A 22,386-nucleotide genomic window follows, 5' to 3' on the forward strand; every position below is an offset into this window, starting at 1 on the left:
GCGATGCGTGTGCGTCCCGGTTTCCTTCGGCCCATAGACACCAGCGGCGATGTGAGACCACGAAGACACACATAAAAAACAAACGACGTGTGTTGTTACAGACATTGTTGTTTTTTATTCAGCTTGGATGGGCGGTATGACAAAGTCTGCAATTGCAGGTTCTGCGATCAATCAGGTTGCGGCTTCGGGGAATGCCGCAGCATCCAGGGGAGGCCCAGATATGAAACACAAGAAGCTAACATCATGTGCAATACCGCTGTTCGCCCTGTGGGCGGGAGCGGCCTACGCCCAGGATCCGCCGGCTCAGGATCAAGCCAGTGATGGCAGCCTGTTCTCGCAACGTGGCGGCATCGAGACGGTCATCTCCTCGGCGCAGAAGAAGCAGGAATCGGTCCAGGAAGTGCCAATTCCGGTCACCGCGTTTTCGGGTGTGGCGATCGAGCGCAAGTTCGCGGTCAACCTCGAGGACCTGAACAAGCTGGCCCCGGCGGTGCAGTTGCAGCATGTGGGCTTGTTCCACAACGCGTCGTCCTTCACCGTGCGCGGCATTGGCACATCGGGCATCGAAAGTTTCGATGATCCGCATGTGGCCATCTTTATCGACGGCGTGTACCAGCCGCGCAATGCCTGGGCGGTATCGAACCTGCTGGACATTGAATCGGTGGAAATGCTGCGCGGTCCGCAAGGCACCATCTATGGCCGCAACGCCTATTCGGGCGCGATCACGCTCACGACCAAGAAGCCGGACGTCACCGAATACAGCGGCAAGGCCAGCCTGCAATATGGCAATCCCGGCCGGCTGGTCGTCGGTCTGATCGGCAACGTGCCGATCGTGCAGGACAAGTTCGCCATGCGTCTGGCAGCACAGTTCTACAAGGATTCCGGCTTTTACAAGAATGACGGCATCATCGTCGACGGTGTCGAAAACGGCCAGATCGTTACCCACATCGACGAGGATCTGGAAGGCATGCGAATCCAGGGCAACAAATATGTCTATCTCCGCCCCAGCTTCCGCCTGACGCCGAACGATAACCTCGACATCACGCTGACCACCGAGTTCATCCGCCAGCGCGGCGACGGCACCGTGTCGCTCAACCCGTCCTACGATCCTCGTACCCCGTCCAACCCGCTCTGCGGCGGTGTCGGCACGTCGGTTGCCTACAATTGCAACACCAGCCTGATGGAAGTGCTCTATCCCGGGCTGACCAAGAACTACTTCGGCGACGGTACGCAGGGAATCGACAGGGACAAGAGCAACGACCCATTTCTTGTCGGCTACGATCTGCCCTATAACAACAGCGACCTGAACAGCTACACGGCCACGCTGAATGTCGACTACACCACCGACTTCGGCACGTTCAGTTTCCTGGCCAATTACCAGCACCAGCGCGACCTGATCAACACGGACACGGACGGCACGAATATCAGCTTCTTCGCGTCGACCCGGTTCCAGTCGTACGAGACCTATCAGTTCGAATCGCACTTCGTCTCCGACTTCTCCGAGACATTCGATGTCATCGCCGGTGTGTTCTACCTGTTCGACAGCTATCACCTGGGCCAGATCCTCTGGACCCCGAACATCGGCAAGTTCACCTACGACAACCCGCTGATGTCGTATTACCAGAACGGCCAGGACCGGAAGACCTGGGCCGCCTATGTCCAGACCGAGATTCACTTCACCGACCAGTTGAGCCTGGTCGCCGGCGTGCGCTACTCATGGGAAAAGAAGTTCAACATCTTCGAAACCCCGAACAATTCAGTCGTCAATCAGGGCCTTGATCCCAATTCCGACTGGTCCAGGTTCCCGACCAATTCCAGTGCGCCGGACTGTGCGCCCATCGGCACCCTGGGGACGGCGGCTAATCCCTGCTTTGCCTTCTGGACCAACGATGCCGGCCAGAGCTGGGACAACTTCGCCCCGCGCGTCGGCGTGAACTACAAGATCAATGACGACATCCTGTTGTTCGCCTTCTGGCAGCGCGCCTACAAATCCGGCGGCTTCGTCAACAACGCCGCCGCCTACACCACCTTCGTCGGCTCGCCCTATGGCGAAGAACTGATCGACAACTTCGAAGGCGGCTTCAAGACCGAGTGGCTCGACAGCCGGCTGCAGTTCAACGGCAACTTCTACTATCAGAAGCTGAAGGGCCTGCAGCGCCAGGTCATCCGACCGGCCGACAACCCCTCGGGCCAGGAGACCTTCATCTCCAATAACGCCGATGCCCGTGCTTATGGCTTCGAGCTGGAAATGGTCTTGATCCCGGTCGATGGTCTGACGATCAACGCCAACCTGGCCTATAGCGACATCAAGTACACGAACTACTGTGCCGATCTCGATGGCCCGGAGCCGTTCGCGACCCCGGCCAACGGCCGTGAACTTTGCGGGCCGGGCGCCACCGAACTGCCGAACGGTACCTGGATCGCGTTCACCGACTTCTCCGACCTGAAGCTCGGTTTCGCGCCGAAGATCATCGGCAACCTGGGCTGGACCTACGACTTCCCGATCGGGAACATGGGCAACCTCAGCATCGGCAACAGCTTCAGCTACACCTCGAAGATGGCGACCGCCGGCGTATTCCTGCCGCGGTCGGACCGCCGTTCGATGCTGCTGGTCGACGCCCAGATCTCCTGGGAATCGCCGGACTCCAGATACCGCGTCTCGGTCTGGGGCAAGAACCTGACGAACGATTTCCAGCGCCTTAGCGTTACGCCGGTTGCGTTCCTGTTCTCGTTCGAACAGCCGACCCAACCGCGGACTTACGGCATCACGCTTACCGCAGACTTCTGATCCTTCGCCAAGGGCCGGCCGGCAAATCGCCGGCCGATCCGGATTCAGGCGCCGGTGGCAACACCGGCGCCTTTTTCTTATGCGCCCTTGCGGTGCGCCCCGCGCCCGTTATCCTCGGCGGCGGGAAACGGGAGAAGCCAAATGACGGGATCGGACCCGCGCCTTGCCGCGATCGCCGACAAGCAGGAAATCGCCGAGGTGCTCTACCGCTATGCGCGCGGCTGCGACCGGGCGGACGAGGCGGCGTTGCGGGCCTGTTTCCATCCGGAATCGTCGCATAATCACGGCGGTTTCGTCGGCAAGTCCTGGGACTTCGTCGACCGGGCCATGGCGATCTGCCGGCCGCTGAAGGCCTGCAAGCACATGATCTCCAACGTGCTGGTGACGCTGGCCGGCGACAGCGCCGTTTCCGAATGCCACTTCTGGGCTCACCACCGCCGAATCAACGAGGAAAGCGGCGCCGAGGAGGACTACTTCACCGGCGGCCGGTATCTCGACCGCTTCGAGCGGCGCGGCGGCGAATGGAAGATCATCGCCCGCATCGGCGTCGGCGACTTCGAGCGCTTCGATCCGCCGTCCGACCGCAACATGTGGACCATGCCGGCTGGGAAGATCAGCGGCAAGCATCCATCCGATCCGATCTACGGCCTCGAAGCCGGCATGGAAAAGGGCAAATGATGCCGCGCGACGACCAGCTTCAGGCGCTGCTCGACAAGCAGGCCATCGCCGAACTCAGCTACCGCTACTCCCGCGCCGCCGACCGGCTCGACCGCGCGTTGCTGACCTCGGTCTACTGGCCGGACGGCACCGACGACCACGGCGCCTTTGCCGGCAGCGCGCCCGACTACATTGACTGGGTGATGACCCTGCTGGCGGGCTGGATCTCGGTCCACCACGACAACACCAACATTTTGATCGAGCTGGACGGCGACACCGCCACCGGCGAGGTGCACTGGACCGGCTATTACACCTACGAGATCGACGGGCAGGTGCACGATCATCTCGCCGTCGGCCGCTACATCGACCGCTACGAGCGGCGGGCCGGTGAATGGCGCATCCTGCACCGCACCTGTCTCAGTGACTGGAGCAGGCTGGAGCCCGCCGTGAACTGGCGCACCGACCCGGTGCGCAGCCGGCTTGCCGGGAAGCGCAAGCCCGACGACCTGCTGTACAGCGCGCGCCGCCTCGGGATAGCCGGCCAGCCACAGGAATGGGGGAACAGCGCGTGACCATCGAACATATGCTCCAGGCCGGCCGGGTCGCCAGCGTGGCGGACCCGCAGCTTCAGATGCTGCTCGACAAGCAGGCCTGCGCCGAAGTGATGATGACCTATTGCCGGGCCATCGATCACCGCGACGAGGAACTGCTGCGCAGCGTGTTTCATCCCGGGGCGCAGCACCGGCATGGTTTTGTCGGCCCGTCGTCCGATCCCGCCAGGCCGTCGGCGCCAGGCGAGCCCGGCGATTTCGTCGCATTCGCGCTGGGTGTGCTTGCCACCCATACCCGCACGCACCACCAGCTTGGCAATATCTTCATCGAGGTCGGCCCCGGCGAGACCATCGCCTATACGGAAGCCTATTTCACCGCGTATCACCGGCTGCGTCCCAAGGGTGACCCGCTTGCCTCGGCTACGGCCTACGATACCGAAATGGATGTCTGGGTCGGCGGCCGCTACATGGACCGAATGGAAAAGCGCGACAATGTCTGGAAGATCACCAATCGCACCGGCATCACCGACTGGCAGCGCATCGAATCTCCATCGTCGAAGGGCTATAACGCGGTGCCCGCGGAAATCAGGATGCAGCAGAACCGCGACGACTTCCTCTATCATCGCCGCTCGTTCTACGGCTGAGGTGCCGATTCGCCCGCAAAGCCGGCATCCGAAAGCGTTCATGTTCCGGAAAACCAATGGACAATATTCTGCGCTCGCCGAACGGACGCACTTTGTTATAGTCCCTGCCGGAATTGACAGGGGAGACATGAGTGGCTGATCTGCAGGCGTCGCCGGACAAGGCGCCCTATCCAAGACCCATTCTGGCATGGCTGGTTGTCGGCGTACTGATCCTCGCCGCGCTGATCGCCTATATCGACAGGCAGGTCGTTGCCATCGTCGTCGACCAGATGAAGGTCGATCTTGGCGTTGGCGATGCGCAGATCGGCTGGCTGTATGGTGTGTTCGCCATTTTCTACGCAATCGCGGGCCTGCCCATCGCGTGGATGTCGGACCGCAAGAGCCGCAAGCACATCATCGCCATCGGCATCTTTTTCTGGTCGCTGATGACCATGGCCTGCGGCCTGTCCAAAAACTTCTGGATGGTGTTCCTGGCGCGTATCGGTGTGGGTGTGGGTGAAGCGACATTGACGCCGGCCACCAACTCGCTGATCGGCGACTATTTTCCCCGCGACAAGATCCCGCTGGCGCTCAGCATCGTCCAGGCCGGTCCGATCATGGGCTCGGGCATCGCCTTCATCATCGGCGGCTACGTGTACGGCATCGTGGAACAGGCCAAGCCGCTGACCCTGCCGTTCTTCGGCGCGCTGGCGCCCTGGCAGCAAACGTTCCTCTATGTCGGCGCGCCCGGCCTGATCATCGCCTTCCTGTTTCTGCTGATCCGCGAGCCGATCCGCCGCACGATCGCCCGCCCGGCCGGCAGCGAAGCGGGCACGGGTTCGGATGTGTCCCTGGTCAACTTCTACCGCCGCAACGCCAGGATGGTGGTGTTTCACCACTTGGGCTTCCTCTGCTTCGGTCTGCTCGGCTATGCCTTCGTGTTCTGGACGGTGTCGTATTTCGTCCGCGTGCACGGCATGAACAATGCCGACGCCTCGCAGATCTTCGGCTGGATCTTCCTGCTGGCGGGTCCACTGGGGCCGATTTTCGCGGCGATGTACGCCGCACGGCTCACCCAGCGCGGCAAGAAGGACGCCAACATCATCGCGCCGCTGGTCGGCAGCCTGATCGGCGTCGCCGCGGTGCTGACGATCCAGGTCATGCCCAATCCGTTCTGGGCCTTCGTCTTCTATGCGCCGGCGCTGATCTTCGTGAACTCGCCCTTCGCCATGGCCTATGCCTCGCTGACCTATGTCACGCCGCCGGCGCTCCGTGCGCGGGTCTCGGCCGTTTACATGTTCATGGTGTCATTCGGCATGATGCTGGGGCCGCCCATCGCCGGGATGTTCAACGAACATATCTTCCCCAGCGACCAGGGCGTGCGGTATTCGATCATGTGCGTGACGCTGATCTTCGGTTTCCTCGGCACGATATTCCTGCTCCTGGCGCGCAAGCCCTATGTCCGAACGGCGGCCGACGCCGACGTCTGGAGCGGCGAGGAGTCGCCGATCAAGTAAGTTTACGCTGGCGGTTTCGCGTGGGCATAATCGGTCTCGCTCAAGGGGAGATCGATCATGTCCACGCTCAAGCGCGACAAACCGCTCGACGACTACAGCCTGCTCGACCCGAAGGTGCATGCCTGCCCCTACGAGTTCTTCCAGCGGCTGCGCAGCGAATGCCCGGTCTACCGCATGCCGGAGACGGGCACCTATCTCGTCACCCGCTATGACGACATCCGCGCCATCAAGAAGAACCACCGGGACTTCACCTCCAACATCACGCTGCAGGAACGTGGCCGGCGCGAGGTGCACAAGGAGCACGACCGCATCCTGCAGACCTATGGCTGGGACAACGTCCAGACGCTGCAGCGCACCGACCCGCCCGATCATGGCCGCTGGCGCAACCTGATCGACCGCACCTTCACTGCGAGCCGGGTGCGCGAGATGACGCCCTATATCGAAAGCATGGTGCACGAGCTGATCGATTCCTGGATCGACGACGGCGAGTGCGAGTTCGTCTCCCAGTACGCCATTCCGCTGCCCTGCAAGGTGATCGCCGACCAGCTCGGCGTCGACCGCGACAATTTCTGGAAGCTGAAGGCCTGGTCCGATGCCATGCTGGAGCCGGGCAGCCCGACCTGCCCCGACGAGCGGGTGATCGAGTGCGCCCATCTGGTGGTCGAATCGCAGCACTATTTCTACAAGGTGTTCGAGGACCGCCGCCGCGAGCCCAGGGGCGACATCATGTCGGCGCTGATCCACACCGACATGGGCGGTGAAGCACCTCTGACCATGCACGAGTTGCAGAACCTGATGAATCAGCTGCTGACCGGCGGCAACGAAACCACCACCAGCGCCATCTCCCATGCGCTCTGGAACCTGCTGAAATTCCCGGATCAGCTTGCCCGGTTGCGCGCCGACCGGTCGCTGCTGAAGAACTTCGTCGAGGAGACGCTGCGATTCGAGACACCCGTGCTGGGTTTGGCTCGCAAGACCACGCGCGATGTGGAAGTTGCGGGGACGGCTATCCCGAAGGACGCCCTGGTGGTGTTGACCTATGCGGCTGCCAACCGCGACGAGGACAAGTTCGACGAGGGCGAGACTTTCGATATCGCCCGAAAGAACGCCGGCGCCCAGATCGCCTTCGGCATGGGCGCCCATTTCTGCCCCGGCGCCATGCTGGCCCGCCAGGAGATCCTCAGCACCTTCGAGGCGCTGCTCGACCGGCTGGACGATATCAGCCTGGCCCGGCCGCTGCCTGAGGACACCCACCAGCGCAGCGTCTTTCTGCATCAGATGAAGGAACTGCCGATCCGCTTCCGCAAGCGCTAGGCTTGCGGCCTGGAGCCCTGGATGTAAATATCGGGCCCGAGAATTCAGTACACGGGGAAAGACGCCATGAGCACGCTTGCAGAAAAGCCGGTGATGGGATCAGCGCTTCCGGTCGACGGGTTCAACCCGCTTGATCGCAAGGTGCAGGCCTGCCCCTATCCCTATTACCAGACCATGCGCGCCCAGTGTCCGGTGTATCCCAGCCCGCAGACGGGCATGTACTACGTCACCAAATATGACGACATCCGCTTCATCAAGAAGCGGCCGGACCTGTTCACGTCGGACATGACGCACAGCTCGCGCGGCGGTCCGCGCGAAGCGCTCGTGCGCCACGAAAATATCCTGAGCACCTATGGCTGGGCCCATGTCCAGGTGCTGCAGCGGACCGATCCGCCCGCCCATAATCGCTGGCGGCAATATATCGACCGCACGTTCACGGCCAGCCGCGTCAACGAGATGAAGCCCTATGTCGACCAGATGGTCCACGAATTGGTCGACGCCTTCATCGGCCAGGGCGAATGCGAGTTCGTCGCCGATTTCTGCGTGCCGCTGCCCTGCAAGGTGATCGCCGACCAGCTCGGCCTGCCGAACGACCAGTATCTTCGGCTGAAGTCATGGTCCGACGCCATGCTGATGCCCGGCGGCCTGATGGCCACGGATGAAGAGATCGAGCGCTGCGCCTGGATCGAGCTCGATGCCCAGCACTTCTTCTACAAGGTGTTCGAGGACCGGCGGAAAAACCCCACCGACGACATCATGTCCGTGCTGGTCAATACCCGCTTCGAGGGCGAGGAGCCCATGTCCATGCACGAGCTGCAGAACATGATGCACCAGCTTATCACCGGCGGGAACGAAACCACGACCAGCGCGCTCGCCCATGGCCTGTGGAACCTGCTGAAGAATCCGTCGGAGATGGCCAAGCTTCGCGCCGACCGGTCGCTGATCAAGAATTTCGTCGAGGAGACGCTGCGCTACGAAACGCCGGTGCTCGGCCTGTTCCGTCAGGCCACGCAGGACGTCGAGCTGAGCGGTACGGTGATTCCGGCGGGGACTATCGTATTCATGGCCTATGGCTCGGCGAACCGCGACGAGGACAAGTTCGACGACGGCGAGACCTTCGATGTCAGCCGCAAGAATGCCGGCGCACAGATCGCCTTCGGTTTGGGCACCCATTTCTGCCCCGGTGCCATGCTGGCGCGGCGCGAGATGATCTCGGCATTCGAGATCCTGCTCGACCGGGTCGACGATATCCAGCTGGCCCGGCCGCTCGAGGAGTTCACCCACGAGCCGAGCATCTTCCTGCACCAGCTGAAGGAACTGCCGATCACCTTCAAGAAGCGGTAGGGCGCGGCTACTTCGCCGCGCGCCGGGCCTTCCTGCGCTCGAGCAGCTGCTCGCGGGTCTGGCCGTAGAGCATGTTCTTGGCTTCCTCGGAAATCTTTCCCGGGGTCGCGGCAATTTCACGGCCCAGCGCATAGGCGCGCTTGACCGCGGGACGCTCGCCCATGGCCTCGAACCAGCGCTTCAGGTGCGGCGTGTCGTTCAGGTCCTGGCCCTGCAGCTCGTGCAGCGTGATCCAGCCCCAGCAGGCCATGTCGGCGATGGAATATTCGTCATTGGCAATCCACTCGCGGTCTTCGAGCTGGTCGTCGAGCAGGCCCCACAGCCGCGCTACCTCGTTGGTGTAGCGGTCGATGGCGTATTGCAGTTTTTCCGGCGCGTAGGCGCGGAAGTGGTTCGCCTGGCCGCCCATGGGACCAAGGCCGCCCATCTGCCACATCACCCATTCCATGACCTTGGCGCGCCTGAACGGATCGGTGGACAGGAACTTGCCGGTCTTTTCGGCCAGGTGAAGCAGGATGGCGCCGGATTCGAAGATCGCCAGCGGCTGGCCGTCCGGTCCCTTCACATCGTGGTCGACGATGGCCGGCACCCGGTTGTTGGGACTGATCTTCAGAAAGTCCGGCTCGAACTGCTGGCCGACCATGATGTTGATCGGGATGATGTTGTAGGGCAGGCCGGTTTCCTCGAGGAAGATGCTGACCTTCCAGGTGTTGGGCGTCGGGAAATAATACAGGTCGATCATCGGTCAGGTCCTCAGGCGATCAGGATGTAATAGGCCGACGCCGCCACCATGTAGCACAGCGCCAGAATGGTCGACTGGATGCCGACGATGCGGCCGAAGCTGGCCATTTCGTGCCTGGTGTATCCCCAGGCGTGCAGGTAACGGGCAAGCGTGAACAGGCCGCCGCCGAAATGCACCATCAGCGACGGCGCGCCCGACCATTCCAGCGCGATCAGCAGCGCCAGGCCGGTCGGGACATATTCGGTGTAGTTGGCATGCACGCGGGCGATGCGGTCGGCGGTCTTGTCCTCGTTGCCGAAATTCTCCAGCGTCGACCGTACCCGGTGATGAAGCACGTTGTAGGTCAGGATCACCAGCAGCAGGCCCAGCGCCGCCGTGTAGTACAGCGTCACCGGCACCTGGGCGAGTCCGCGGCCGATGGGGATCCCGGGCCCCAGGCCGATCGCCAGGATCACCAGGCTGATGCCCACGGCGAAACACGCCCAGGCAGCCTTCATGAAGCCGCCGAATATGGGGATCAGCGCCGGCGGCGGCTTGTGGGGCTGAGCCTCGGGGTCCTTCATGTAGGGCAGGATGCGGCGATAGGCATAGGTGATGCCGAAGCCCACCATGATGAAGGCGAGGCCGACCGCCGTGCCGAATACGCTCAGATTGACGCCGTGCATATGCTTCCCCCGCTTCGTTTTCCCGCGCTCTATAATGCATGGCGGCGGCGGCCATACAATCTGCATCTCCCGCCGGGACGGGCGCGGTTTCCTGCGTGGAAAGGGATTCAGCGGCCTTGCAGGCCGGGCGCCAACCGCACTAAGTTGCACGCCACAAATCCGGCGGCGGACTCTGCACGTACAGCATCTGTCCGCACCGAACTTCCAGGGGAGAGCCATGACCGCAGCCCTTACATATCCACCTCGCACGCTCGGGCCCGAGCAGGAGGCCATGCGCGCCGAAGTGCGCGCGTTCCTGCAGAAGGACTATGCTGACGGCGGCTTCGGCCGCGGCCAGGAGGCCATGGCCCGCTATGACGTCGAGTTCTCCCGCCGCTGGGGACAGGCCGGATTCATCGGCATCACCTGGCCGAAGAAGTATGGCGGCCGCGGCCTGACCTTCCTTGACCGCTACGTGGTCACCGAGGAGGCGCTGGCTGCCGGCGCGCCGGTCGGCGCCCATTGGGTGGCCGACCGCCAGAGCGGCCCGCTGCTGCTGAAATACGGCACCGAAGAGCAACGCCAGCGATTCCTGCCCAGGATCGTGGCCGGCGAGGCGTTCTTCTGCATCGGCATGTCCGAGCCCGACAGCGGCTCGGACCTGGCGTCGGTGCGCATGTCGGCCACGCGGACCGATGGCGGCTGGCTGCTCAACGGCACCAAGCTGTGGACCTCGCTCGCCCATATCTGTCACTACATGATCGCCTTGGTGCGCACCTCGCCGGTCAATCCCGAGAACCGGCACGAGGGCATGAGCCAGATGATCGTCGACCTCAACGCTCCCGGCGTCGAGGTTCGCCCGGTCTACAATCTGGCCGGTGAGCATCATTTCAACCAGGAAGTGTTCACCGATTATTTTCTGCCTGACGAGAACGTGGTCGGCGAAATCGGCGCGGGCTGGGAACAGGTGATGAGCGAGCTGGCTTATGAGCGCAGCGGCCCGGAGCGTATCCTCAGCACCTTCCAGACCCTGGTCGAACTGGTGCGCCAGGTGGGCGACAATCCCTCCGAGGTCGAGGCCCGCGCCATCGGCCGGCTGACCGCGCATCTGATGACCTTGCGGGGCATGTCGGTGTCGGTCGCCGGCATGCTGGCCGACGGCAAGATGCCGGTCACCGAGGCGGCGCTGGTCAAGGACCTGGGCACCAATTACTGCAAGGACGTGCCCGAGACGGCGCGCCTGATCTGCCCGCCCGAAGACGGCGCCGGCGGCAATTCCAGATACGAGAAGATGCTGAAGACGGCGACCCTGCTTGCGCCGTCGCTCACCATCCAGGGCGGCACGCGCGAGATCCTGCGCGGCATGATCGCGAGGGGGCTCGGCCTACGATGAACGAAATGCGCACGCTTATCCTAGACACGGCGGAACGCATCTTCCGCGACATCTGCGACCAGACCCTTGTCGACAAGGCCGAGAAGGGCGAATGGCCAGCCGGCCTGTGGCAGACCCTCGAAGAATCGGGGCTTACCCAGGCCGCCGTTCCCGAGGAACAGGGCGGCGCGGGCGGCACCATCGGCGATGGCCTCTACTTCCTCAAGGCCTCGGGCCGCTACGTGGCGCCGCTGCCGCTGGCCGAGACATTGATCGCCGGCGTGCTGCTGGCCGAAGCGGGCGCCCAGGTGCCGGCCGGTCCGCTGACCATTGCACCGGTCCGGCCCAATGAGATCATTGAATTCAGCGACGGCAAGCTGTCGGGCACGGCCACCCGCGTGCCGTTCGCGCAGGGCGCCTCGGCCATCGTGGTGGCGACCTCGGCCGGCCTCGCGATCGTCGACCCGGCCAGCGTGACGATCGAACGGGACAAGAGCATGGCCGGCGAGCCGCGCGACACCGTCATCTTCGACGGTGCCCCCGCCACCATCGTCGGCAACGCGTCGCCGGACCGCATCTGGCAGCTTGGGGCGCTGGCGCGCTCGGTCCAGATGGCGGGCGCGCTCGAGGGCATTCTCGCCATGTCGGTCCAGTACGTGCAGGACCGCAAGCAGTTCGGCCGGGCGCTGTCCAAGTTCCAGGCGGTCCAGCAGTCGCTGGCGGCCATGGCCGGGCAGGTGGCGGCGGCTTCCTCGGCAGCCGATGTGGCCATCGAGGCAACGGAAGCGGGCGATCCCGGCGTGTCCATTGCCGTCGCCAAGGCCCGCGTCGGCGAGGCGGCGGGTATTGCCGCCGAACTGGCCCACCAGGCGCACGGCGCCATCGGCTTCACCCACGAATATGCCCTGCACCAGTTCACCCGGCGGCTTTGGGCATGGCGCGACGAATTCGGCGGTGAGCCTTACTGGCAGGCCGAGATCGGCCGCCTGGTCGCCAAATCCGGCGCCGACAATCTGTGGAAGTTCGCCTCGCGGACATAAACCTCAGAAAATCGGCCCGATGATCCCCAGTTGCGCCGCTTTCGCCACTGCCTGGGTGCGCGTGACCGCGTTCAGCTTCTGGGTGGCGTTGTCGATGTGAAAGCGGGCGGTCGATGGCGAGATGGCGAGGATCACGCCGATCTCCTGATCTGTCTTGCCGCGCGCGGCCCAGGTCAGGCACTCGATCTCGCGGCTGGTCAGATAGATGAACCCGGTTTCCGGTGCGTCGATGCCGCGTGCCGTGTCGGCAAGCTGCATGAATTGCAGCGCGGCGAGCAGCAGCGTGCGCCGGTGCTCGCGCCAGATCGGCTCGATATCCAGATCCTGGTCGCGGTTCAGCCACGACACCGATCCCACCCGGCCGCGTGACAGGTGTGTCGGCACGATGATGGCGCCGTGGATGCCCTGGGCCACCTGCCAGTCCAGCACCTTGCGCTGAATGGGCTCCAGCGCCTGCTCCTGGGGAAACGGATGGTCCGCCTGCCAGAAGAACGGCAGATGCTGGAAGCGGCAGGCATGGGTCGTCGGGCTGATCAGCGTGTAGTTCTGGTCGACCCACTCGTCGATCGCCTCCTTGTCCCAGCCGAACAGCTCGGCCAGGCGATTGCCGTCCTCGTCGGTCAGCGGCACGGTGGTCGAGATATCGTCGAGCGCGGCGACCAGCGGTATGCCGATCAGTTCGCCGATACGCCGCAGCAGGCTGACGCCTTCGGCAAGACAGCTCGCCCGCTCCAGCGCGCCGAGGCATGTATTGAGGTCGTTGTGGCCCATCCCCGTCTGGTTCTCCCCCAACCTGTCGATTCCGAGAGGTAGACGTTACAGGCCCGCGCGCCCAAACTCCATGTCATCGGGAACACGGGGAAGCGTACCGAGATGAACAAGCCAGAGCAGTTCAGCCTGCTGGATCCTGCCGTGCAGCAGTGTCCATTCGGCTATTACAAGGTGCTGCGCGAAGAAGCGCCGGTCTATCTGATGCCGGAAACCGGCATGTACATCGTCACCTCCTATGACCTGCTCATGGAAGTGATGAAGAACAACAAGACCTATTCCAACCTGGCGCCGTCCGGCCGCCGCGCCGGCCTGTATTGCGCCGAGGCGGAGCGCATCATCGACGAGGAAGGCTATGGCCGGTTCATGCCGACCATCGTCAATAACGACCAGCCGGGTCACACGATCTATCGCGGTCTGGTCAACGACGCCTTTCGCGCCGGCCGCATCCGCCAGATGGAAGCCTACATCACCGACGTGGTCGCCGAACTGGTCGAGGGCTTCGCCGCCCGAGGCAGCTGCGATGCCGTCGCCGACCTGGCCGTTCCGGTGCCCATGTACGTGATCGCCGACCAGCTCGGCGTGCCGCGCGAGGATTTCCAGAAGTTCAAGGAATGGTCCGACGCCTGGGTGATCGGCCTGGGCATGAAGGTGCCCGACGACGTGTTGATCGACGCCGCCCACAAAGTGGTACAGATGCAGCACTACATGATCGCCCGCATGGCGGAGCGCCGCATCGAGCCGCGCGACGACATCATGAGCGACCTCGTCCAGGCCACTTACAACGGCGAGCGGCCGCTGACCGACAAGGAAGTGTTGTCCATTGTCGAGCAGATCCTGGTGGCGGGCAACGAAACCACGACCAACGGCATCGCCAACGGCCTGCAGCAGCTCGCCGAGGACCAGGACCTGCAGGCGCGGCTGCGTGCACATCAAGAACTGGTGGCCAAATTCGTCGAGGAGATCCTGCGCGTCGAATCACCGGTGCAGGGCCTGTTCCGCTATGTGACCGAGGACACGGAACTGGGCGGCGTACGCATTCCCGAGGGCTCGACGGTGATGATCCGCTATGCCGCCGGCAACCGGGACGAGGCCAAGTTCGACCGTGCCGACGAATTCGACCTGGACCGCAAGAACAATGGCGCCCACATCGCCTTCGGCTCGGGCATCCACCATTGCGTCGGCTCCCAGCTTGCCCGCGCCGAGATGCTGGTCAGCTTCCGGGCCTTCCTCGACCGGTTCAGCCGCTTCGAGCTGGCCGTGCCGGCTGCCGACATTCACTACCACCCCAGCTTCGCGCTCAGGGGACCGACCAAGCTGCCGCTACGGCTGACGCCGAAGACGGGCTGATACCGACGATTTCGTGTAACAGATGCACCAGCGTATAAAATACCCAGCCAGGAGACCATGACATGCTGACTCAAGAGCAGATTCGGGATATCCGCCAGCAGATCGACTTCGAGTTCAAGCGCAAGGCGCCGCCGGAAGGGTTCCCCAAGTTCCCCGATCTGCCCGCGGGCCGTTACAACGACCCCGAATTCTTCGAACTGGAGAACAAGCACTACTGGAGCAAGGTGTGGATGCTGGCCGGGACCCTAGACGAGATTCCCGAGCCCGGCAATTACATGCTGTGGGAAATGGCGCGCCAGCCGGTCGTGATCGTCCACGGCAAGGATGGCGAGGTCCGCTCGTTCTACAATACCTGCCGTCACCGCGGTGCGCCGGTGGTGACCGAAAAATACGGCACCGCCGAGCACGGTCTGGTCTGCGGCTATCACGGCTGGACCTACAATCACCAGGGCGAGCTGGTCGGCATGCGTGACCGCCGTGACTTCGTCGATTTCGACATGGAATGCCGGAGCCTCTATCCGGTGAAGACCGAGATGTTCGGCAAGCTGATCTTCGTGAATTTCAACGAGGATGCGCCGAGCCTGCGCGAGTATATGGGCCCGATCTACGACGAATTGCAGGAGTTCCAGTTCCAGAACCTGCGGCTGGTCGACCATTATGTGTGGGATCTCCACTGCAACTGGAAGATCGCCATGGAAGCCAACATGGAGGTCTATCACGTCAAGTCGATCCACCCGCAGACGGTGGATCCCAGCCTCGACTACCGCGGCAACGTGAACACGCTGTATCCGCATGGCCATTCGCGCATGGTCGCACCGAACCGGGTGGCCAACAGGAAGTCCGGCTACGCGCAGGCCGGCCAGGGCCTGCCGGAGATCGATACCGTCGGCGAGATCGGCCGGACCTGCACGCAGTCGTACCATATCGAGCCCAACTGGGTGTCGCCGCTGGGGCCGGTTCTGTTTCCGGTGCTGCATTTCTGGCCGGTCAACATGCGCGAAACCAAATACGAGATTCGCTGGTTCGCCGCCGACTGGGGCACCGGTCCGGTCCCGGACGTGTGGCGCCAGCAGATCGAGTATTTCAACGTGGTGATCACCGAGGACACCCAGTTCGGCGACTGGATCCAGAAGTCGGTGGACAGTCTGGCGTTCAAGGGGGTGCCGCTGTGCTACCAGGAGGCGCGCATCTACCATATGCACCAGAATATCGACAAGACCATCGGCGCGAACATGGTGCCGGCCAATTTGCGCGCCGAGCCGGTGATCGGTGACGAGTGGATCCATCCCAACGACACCAACGAGCGGCTGCGCCAGCAGCAGGCCATGGCCGCCGAATAAGGCCGGACCATCACGGCAACGGGCGGCGGCGCGATCCGCCGCCCGTTTCGCATTTTTGGGCCGGACCCCGCCGGATGGCTTTCCGGCGCCAGCCGATTTCCCCTACAGTCTGGCTCGGAGCGCTTTCAGCCAGGAAAGCTGCGACGGCACGTGCGGAGTGGTTCAGCGCAGCTGCAACCGCTCCAGTCCAAACGGGGAGACGACAATGAGCCTGATCCGCTATCCGATCGAACAATATGCCTATGTGGTCGACGACATCGAGGCGGCGTGCATGCGCTGGGTCGATCTGGTGGGGGCCGGGCCGTTCTTCCTGATGCCACACCACAAGTCGCGTGACACGGTCTATCGCGGCAAGCCGTGCGACGTCGACGTATCCTATGCCTTTGGCCAGGCCGGGCCAGCGCACATCCAGCTCATCCAGGTCCACAACGACGAGCCTTCCTGTTACGGCGACATGTTCAGGAAGGGCGAGCAGGGCTTCCACCACTTCGCCATCCTGGTGCCCGACATCGACGAGGAGAAGCGGCGGTTCGAGAAGGCGGGCTGTACGGCGGTGACCGAGCTGTTTTCGTCAGCCCGCGTTTCCTACATGGACGCCCGCCACCTGTTCGGCTGTTTCGTCGAGTTGTACCAGGACAACCCGCAGGTCCGCGCCTCGTTCAGGGAATGGAAAGACCTGCACGAGGCGTGGGATGGCAAGACGGATCCCATTCGCGTCCGGGACTGGACGCCGCCGAAGGCCTAGCCGCCGGCTCTGGCCGAACCGGACCCCTAGCCGCCCGTCTGGTTGCACCCTATGATACAGGTGGGGGCAGTTATCGACCGTGATTGAGCCAGTGCATAATAGCGAAACCAGTGAGGCGCGGGCTACCACGCGGCTGCCGGTCCGCGTCAGCTATTTCGCGCTCTCGATGCTCGTCATCACGGTCGCCGTCGCCGCCGCCTACATGCTGCTGAACATCCATATCCAGCAGGAGCGGGATGCGGCTGCAACCATCAACATGGCGGGCCGGCAGCGGATGCTGTCGCAGCAGATCGCCCTGATGGTCACGGAATTGCGGGACGGAAATGCCGCGGTGCGCGAACGGATCCTGCAGGCCGCCGATCTCATGGAACGGTCGCATCTGGCGCTGACCAAAGGCGACGGCGGGGGGGCGATGGCGGTCTTCAGCCGTCGCTCCAGCGCTACTTTTTCGAAACGCCGGATGCTGCCGACACCGAAGTCCGGACATTCATCGCGCAGGCGCGCCGGGCCGCAGACGGCCCAACGGCAGAGCTGCAGGCGGATTTCTCCAGCGCGTCCATCGCACCGCTTCTCGCGCGGCTGGACCATGGGGTCACGCTGTTCCAGGAAGAAGCCGATTCCAGCCTCGAATCGTTGAAGCGCGTTCAATGGATGCTGCTCGCGGCGTTTCTCCTGGCCTTGCTGGCGCAAACGGCGCTGGTGGTCGCGTCGCTGTTCCGGAACAATGCGCTGCTTCGGTCCCTTGGCCGCGATTTCAACAAGCGGGACGAGGAACGCGAGGCCGTCGCGCAGCATAATTTCGCCGCGTTGCTCGACGCGGTGCCGGATGCCACCTTCGTGATGCAGGCCGGCGGAGAGATCCTGCTCGCCAACGCCGAGGCCGAGCGGCTGTTCGGCTATGGCCGCGACGAGTTGGTCGGACGAAGCATCGAATCCCTGATGCCGGACGACCGGCTCGACGACTTTCGCGCGGTACGCCCGGGATTCATCGAGAAGCTTGCCAATGGTCCGTTCACGGTTGACCGGGCGCTTGTCGGCCGCGCCCGCGACGGCCGCGAGTTTGCCACGGAAGTCCGCCTCAGCCCGCTGGAGACCAGCGAAGGCCGGCTGGTGCTGGCCGGCGTTCGCGACGTTGCGGACAGGGAACTGGAACGGGAGAATCAGAGCGCACGGGACGAATATCTCCGCCTGGCCACCGAGCGTTCGGGCGTCGGCGTCTGGCACTGGAAGATCGATGATGACGACTTCCAGTGGTCGGATGCGTTCAGGCAGATCTTTGGCATCAATGCCGCGTTGACGCCGAGCAACGAAGCGTTCCGCGCGCTGATTCACCCCGACGACCTGGATCGGCTGACCGAGAGTGTCAGTGCCGCGATCCGCGACTACCAGCCCTACCAACTGGAATACCGGATTGTCCGGCCGGACGGTGCCGTGCGGAATATCGCCGCCCGCGGCAGCGCCCTGTACGACGATCAGGGCGAGGCCGTCCGGATGACCGGTCTGGTGCAGGACATTACCCGCCGCAAGGAGGATGAGGAGGCGTTGCGGGTCAGCGAAGAGAGATTCCGGCGCATTTTCGAGGAAGGGCCGATGGGGATCGCGCTGGTGGATACCTCCTCGCGCTTCGTGTCCGTCAACGAGACGCTCTGTCAGATGGTGGAATATTCCGCCGAGGAACTCTATGCATTGACGTTCAAGGATATCACCCATCCCGACGATCTGGATGCGGACGTCAATCTCGCCGAGCAGGTGTTCCGCGGCGATATCGACCATTACGACATCCAGAAGCGCTATTTCGTCAAGACCGGCGGCATTATCTGGGTCAACCTGACCGTGTCGGTGCTTCGCGACATGGCGGGCGGTGTTTCCTACGCCCTTGCCATGATCGAGAACATTACCGAGCGCAAACGGCTGGAAGAGGAACTGGAGGCGCACCGCCTGAGCATCGTGTCCTCCGCGCGGCTCTCCGCGATCGGCTCGATGGCCGGCGGCATCGCCCATGAAATCAATAATCCGGTGGCGATCATCAGCGCGTCCGCCGAAAACATCGAGGACATGGTCGAGGACGACGACATCGACGTCGAGGAACTGGCCCTGAATGCCAAACGTATCGGCGAGATGTGCGACCGGACCAGCAAGATCGTCAACAGCATGCGGCACATATCCCGCGAGGGCGAGGGCGATCTCATGCACGCCGCGTCCATTCGATCGATCGTGGACGGCACGCTGGCGCTCTGCGCCGAGCGGTACAAGCTCCACTCTATCCGCCTCGACGTCCCGGTTATCGATTCCTCGGCCATGATCGTCTGCCGCGAGGTGCAGGTATCCCAGGTGCTGCTCAATCTGCTCCAGAACGCCTTTGACGCCGTGGTGGCGGACGCACCGCATGCCTGGGTACGCCTCGACGTCGATATGCTTGAAGACACGGTCGAATTCAGGGTCGTCGACAGCGGAACGGGTATCGGCGAGGATATCAAGGCTAAGATCATGGAGCCGTTTTTCACGACGAAGCCGGTCGGACAGGGCACCGGATTGGGATTGAGCCTTTCCAGCACGATTGCCCAGCAGCATGGCGGCCGGCTTGAGGTGGGCGAGCGGGACGGACACACCTGCTTCACGCTGGTGCTGTCGCGAATGAAAGAAGGTCAGAAATCATGCAATTGAAGGGCGCGGCAATTCTGGTCGTCGATGATGAACCGGCATTGCAGAAAATTTTCGCTGACTGGGTCAGGCGCGAGGGCGCGACGGTATACTCGGCGTCGAACGGCGCGGAGGCCCTGGAGGTTGCGCAGGCGCACCACATTGATCTGGTGTTGTCCGACGTCAGAATGCCGGTAATGGATGGTATAGCGCTCGCGAAACGTCTCAAGGAAGTCGAGCGGTATACGATCAAGGTGATTTTCGTCTCGGGTTTTGCCGATCTTTCCGACCGCGAAGCGTTCGACCTGGGTGTCGAGGAGTTTCTGCACAAGCCGATCAGGCGCAAGCCCCTGATCGCCAAGCTTCAGCAGTGCCTGGCGGACCGCGAGGAACTCTGGAGCGAGCCCCATGACATTCCGGCAGAGCAGACCTTACGGCAGAAATTCCCGAGTCTTTCGGACGCCCTTGAGCGGCATATGATCGGCTTCGGGCGAGGCGGTTTCTGCATGCGGATCGACCAGCCTGTCCAGGACGACATGGAACTGAATCTGGATCTGGAGTTCGAGGCCGACGCTCATGCGCTTCGTGGCCAGGGCGTCGTGCGATGGACATCAAACGGCGAGGGACTTTGCGGAATCGAACTGTTGTATCTCGACCAGGCCGACAGGCGTTGGGTGCTGGAACTGACGCGCGAGAACTCGTCACGGTCGTTCATCCCAGCCCGCCCGGTATCGGCACAATAGCGCGCGCGGCCCTTCGCCGGCCCTCAAGCAGGAATCGGGATGGCGCGGGCGTGCCGGCCTGGCGAGCCGGGATTCGGACATGAGGCATTGTCTGCATGCGCCAACCCGGCAATATTCTGAGCAACAACAAGCCTGAGGTGGGGAATAATGGCCGAACCCAAGCGCGGGCCGCTGGACGGTGTCCGGGTGGTTGACATGTCGACGGTGCTGCTCGGGCCCTATGCCGGGCAGATCATGGGCGATCTGGGTGCCGATGTGATCCGGGTGGAATCGCCCAAGGCGGACATGACACGCTGGGCCGGCCCGTCGGCCCATCGGGGATTCTCGCCCATCTTCATGAACTGCAACCGCAACAAGCGGTCGCTGTGTCTCGACCTGAAGAAGGACGGCGCCTTCGAGGCGCTGGTCGAAATCATCCGGACCGCCGATGTGTTTCTGCACAATGTCCGGCTTGAGGCTGTCGAGCGCCTGGGTCTCGGCTATGACGCCGTCCGCGCCATCAAGCCCGACATCGTCTACGTCCATTGCGTCGGCTTCGGCAGCGAGGGCGCCTATGCGGGCCGCCCGGCCTATGATGACATCGTTCAGGCGGCCGCCGGCGCGGTCAGCCTCAACCGGCTGATCGACCCGGACGAGGAGCCGCGCTACATCGCGACGCTGGCGGCCGACAAGACCACCGGCCTGCACGCCGCCTACGCCACGCTCGCCGCCCTGTTCCACCGCGAACGTACCGGCGAGGGGCAGTTCGTCGAGGTGCCCATGCTGGAGAGCTTCACGTCGTTCCTGATGATCGAACACATGAATGGGCATACCTGGGAGCCGCCGCAGGGCGATTACGGCTATCACCGGATCATCAACATCAACCGCAAGCCGTACCGGACGAAGGACGGGTTTATCTGCATCATGCCGTATTCGACCGACCAGTGGCGCGCTGCGCTGCGGCTCGGCGGTATTCCCATTGCCGACGACGACCCGCGCCTTCAGACCATGGGCGGTCTCGCCCGGCATTTCCGCGAACTCTACGGCCTGCTGGCCGACGTCACCGGGACCCGGACCAGCGACGAATGGATGACGCTGCTGTCCGATCTGGACATACCGGTGATGCGGGTGAACCAGGTCGAGGATTTGAAGACCGAGGAGCATCTTTCGAGCGTCGACTTCTTCGAACAGCGCGAGCATCCGTCGGAAGGCATCTGGCGGTCGATGCGCCAGCCGGTAAAGTTTTCGGCGACGCCCGCCTCGGTCCGCAGGGACCCGCCCGGCCTTGGAGAGCACAACCGTGAGTTGTTGCTGGAGGCGGGCATGTCACCGGACCGGATTGCCCAACTCGAGGCGTCAGGCGCCCTGCATCATCTGGCGCCCACGGATTGAGGCGCGCGGCCTCTCGACGCCTGGGGGCCGTTCAACCCTCCCAGACCACCCGGTTCTCGTCGACGAACATGGCGCGGGTTGCGCTGCGGTCGACGAAGTTCTCGACGGTACGGTCGGCGGGGGCGCTGGCGTCCTGTTCCTGGGCGGCGCTATCGGCCCACCACAGTTCCTCGACGCCGTCGTAGAGCGGTTCGGTGCCCACATAGGCCTCGCCAACGACCGGCGACTTTACCCAACGCTGCAGGTGCTTGCCGCCGGAGAACATCGGGGCGTCGCGCTCCAGCCAGAATTCCCGGAACGCGGCGTGACTAACCCTGGGGTTCCGCTTCAGGAAGTACAGGACCTTCACCGGGCGGGCATCCCTGGCCAGCCTGGGGCCTTCGATCATCACCTTCTCGTGGACCAGCACGCCGTCCGAGCGAACTCGCATGAATGCCGGCTCGTCGATGAAGGCGCCGGTCATGTACTCGGGCATGGAGGTCAGGCGTTGCGCCGATTCCAGCGAATCGAGCCACACTTCCGGGCAACCGTCGGAGGGTGGCTGGAACCCCGGATAGGGTTTGGCGGCACGGTGATTTTGCACGTAGCGTCGCATCACCGGTACCAGCTTCACCGCGTGGTCGGCATGGGGTCCGCGCCAGTGGGCGTGGAACTGCTCCTGGGTGATATCGCCGCGTTTGTGCAGCATTCCGAAAGTCTTGATCATCGTCGTCCCCTGTGCGGGGCGCCTTCCCGGACGCCCTTCATGGGACTGTAACAGGCACCTGTGCAAGCGCAACGCCGGTTTCGCTTGGCATTCCGTCAACCTCTCGTCAAAGTTGTTGTTACCGGGGAGAA

20 protein-coding genes are annotated in these 22,386 nt (G+C 63.3%); 16 read left to right on the top strand and 4 right to left on the bottom strand.

What is annotated here, in order from left to right; all coding sequences use genetic code 11:
* Positions 1 to 220: 220 nt before the first annotated feature.
* From WJU21_RS10835 to WJU21_RS10865, 7 genes are all read left to right on the top strand, one after another.
* Positions 221 to 2,788, top strand: coding sequence for a TonB-dependent receptor (locus WJU21_RS10835; protein WP_346323423.1), 2,568 nt, complete (start codon positions 221 to 223; stop codon positions 2,786 to 2,788).
* Between the two features lie 141 nt (positions 2,789 to 2,929).
* A complete protein-coding gene (locus WJU21_RS10840) occupies positions 2,930 to 3,466 on the top strand; it encodes a nuclear transport factor 2 family protein (RefSeq protein ID WP_346323424.1) in 537 nt (178 codons plus the stop codon).
* Positions 3,463 to 4,017, top strand: a complete 555-nt coding sequence (locus tag WJU21_RS10845; RefSeq protein ID WP_346323425.1) for a nuclear transport factor 2 family protein — start codon at positions 3,463 to 3,465, stop codon at positions 4,015 to 4,017. Before WJU21_RS10840 ends, WJU21_RS10845 begins: the two co-directional genes overlap by 4 nt.
* Entirely contained in the window at positions 4,014 to 4,640 is a 627-nt protein-coding gene (locus WJU21_RS10850) for a nuclear transport factor 2 family protein (RefSeq protein ID WP_346323426.1), read from the top strand. Before WJU21_RS10845 ends, WJU21_RS10850 begins: the two co-directional genes overlap by 4 nt.
* A gap of 131 nt (positions 4,641 to 4,771) precedes the next feature.
* Positions 4,772 to 6,136 carry an MFS transporter gene (locus tag WJU21_RS10855; protein ID WP_346323427.1) on the top strand — a complete coding sequence of 455 codons (1,365 nt, stop codon included), beginning with the start codon at positions 4,772 to 4,774 and terminating at the stop codon, positions 6,134 to 6,136.
* Positions 6,137 to 6,193: 57 nt separating this feature from the next.
* Complete coding sequence (locus WJU21_RS10860) at positions 6,194 to 7,450, top strand: cytochrome P450 (protein ID WP_346323428.1); 1,257 nt, start codon at positions 6,194 to 6,196, stop codon at positions 7,448 to 7,450.
* A gap of 66 nt (positions 7,451 to 7,516) precedes the next feature.
* The gene (locus WJU21_RS10865; RefSeq protein ID WP_346323429.1) at positions 7,517 to 8,794 is read left to right on the top strand and encodes a cytochrome P450; all 1,278 of its coding nucleotides are present in this window, start codon (positions 7,517 to 7,519) and stop codon (positions 8,792 to 8,794) included.
* A 7-nt stretch (positions 8,795 to 8,801) separates the two neighbouring features.
* Here WJU21_RS10865 and WJU21_RS10870 read toward each other — a convergent pair whose 3' ends face one another.
* Both WJU21_RS10870 and WJU21_RS10875 read right to left on the bottom strand, forming a co-directional pair.
* Positions 8,802 to 9,536, bottom strand: a complete 735-nt coding sequence (locus WJU21_RS10870) for a glutathione S-transferase N-terminal domain-containing protein (RefSeq protein ID WP_346323430.1) — start codon at positions 9,534 to 9,536, stop codon at positions 8,802 to 8,804.
* A gap of 11 nt (positions 9,537 to 9,547) precedes the next feature.
* Positions 9,548 to 10,201 carry an MAPEG family protein gene (locus tag WJU21_RS10875; RefSeq protein WP_346323431.1) on the bottom strand — a complete coding sequence of 218 codons (654 nt, stop codon included), beginning with the start codon at positions 10,199 to 10,201 and terminating at the stop codon, positions 9,548 to 9,550.
* A 217-nt stretch (positions 10,202 to 10,418) separates the two neighbouring features.
* Between WJU21_RS10875 and WJU21_RS10880 the strand changes: the two genes are divergently transcribed.
* Complete coding sequence (locus WJU21_RS10880) at positions 10,419 to 11,573, top strand: acyl-CoA dehydrogenase family protein (protein WP_346323432.1); 1,155 nt, start codon at positions 10,419 to 10,421, stop codon at positions 11,571 to 11,573.
* A gap of 5 nt (positions 11,574 to 11,578) precedes the next feature.
* Positions 11,579 to 12,592: an acyl-CoA dehydrogenase family protein gene (locus WJU21_RS10885; protein WP_346323433.1), complete on the top strand. Its 1,014-nt coding sequence runs from the start codon at positions 11,579 to 11,581 to the stop codon at positions 12,590 to 12,592.
* A 3-nt stretch (positions 12,593 to 12,595) separates the two neighbouring features.
* Here WJU21_RS10885 and WJU21_RS10890 read toward each other — a convergent pair whose 3' ends face one another.
* On the bottom strand, positions 12,596 to 13,363 hold the full coding sequence (locus tag WJU21_RS10890; protein WP_346323434.1) for a LuxR C-terminal-related transcriptional regulator: 768 nt from the start codon (positions 13,361 to 13,363) through the stop codon (positions 12,596 to 12,598).
* Between the two features lie 102 nt (positions 13,364 to 13,465).
* Between WJU21_RS10890 and WJU21_RS10895 the strand changes: the two genes are divergently transcribed.
* The 7 genes from WJU21_RS10895 (at position 13,466) to WJU21_RS10925 (ending at position 21,549) form a co-directional block, all read left to right on the top strand.
* Positions 13,466 to 14,710 (top strand): cytochrome P450, encoded by a 1,245-nt coding sequence (locus tag WJU21_RS10895; RefSeq protein ID WP_346323435.1) that lies wholly within the window; start codon positions 13,466 to 13,468, stop codon positions 14,708 to 14,710.
* Between the two features lie 62 nt (positions 14,711 to 14,772).
* Positions 14,773 to 16,050 (top strand): aromatic ring-hydroxylating dioxygenase subunit alpha, encoded by a 1,278-nt coding sequence (locus WJU21_RS10900; RefSeq protein ID WP_346323436.1) that lies wholly within the window; start codon positions 14,773 to 14,775, stop codon positions 16,048 to 16,050.
* A gap of 205 nt (positions 16,051 to 16,255) precedes the next feature.
* A complete protein-coding gene (locus WJU21_RS10905; RefSeq protein WP_346323437.1) occupies positions 16,256 to 16,795 on the top strand; it encodes a VOC family protein in 540 nt (179 codons plus the stop codon).
* Positions 16,796 to 16,874: 79 nt separating this feature from the next.
* Positions 16,875 to 17,432, top strand: coding sequence for a type IV pili methyl-accepting chemotaxis transducer N-terminal domain-containing protein (locus WJU21_RS10910; RefSeq protein ID WP_346323438.1), 558 nt, complete (start codon positions 16,875 to 16,877; stop codon positions 17,430 to 17,432).
* Positions 17,429 to 19,459: a PAS domain S-box protein gene (locus WJU21_RS10915; protein ID WP_346323439.1), complete on the top strand. Its 2,031-nt coding sequence runs from the start codon at positions 17,429 to 17,431 to the stop codon at positions 19,457 to 19,459. The genes WJU21_RS10910 and WJU21_RS10915 overlap by 4 nt, the downstream gene beginning before the upstream one ends.
* Positions 19,450 to 20,178, top strand: a complete 729-nt coding sequence (locus tag WJU21_RS10920; RefSeq protein ID WP_346323440.1) for a response regulator — start codon at positions 19,450 to 19,452, stop codon at positions 20,176 to 20,178. Before WJU21_RS10915 ends, WJU21_RS10920 begins: the two co-directional genes overlap by 10 nt.
* Positions 20,179 to 20,325: 147 nt before the next feature.
* Entirely contained in the window at positions 20,326 to 21,549 is a 1,224-nt protein-coding gene (locus WJU21_RS10925; RefSeq protein WP_346323441.1) for a CoA transferase, read from the top strand.
* Between the two features lie 31 nt (positions 21,550 to 21,580).
* Here the strand turns inward: WJU21_RS10925 and WJU21_RS10930 are convergent, their stop codons facing one another.
* Complete coding sequence (locus tag WJU21_RS10930; RefSeq protein WP_346323442.1) at positions 21,581 to 22,255, bottom strand: EthD domain-containing protein; 675 nt, start codon at positions 22,253 to 22,255, stop codon at positions 21,581 to 21,583.
* Positions 22,256 to 22,386 lie beyond the last annotated feature (131 nt).

Source organism: Emcibacter sp. SYSU 3D8, from assembly GCF_039655875.1.
Classification (GTDB): domain Bacteria; phylum Pseudomonadota; class Alphaproteobacteria; order SMXS01; family SMXS01; genus RI-34.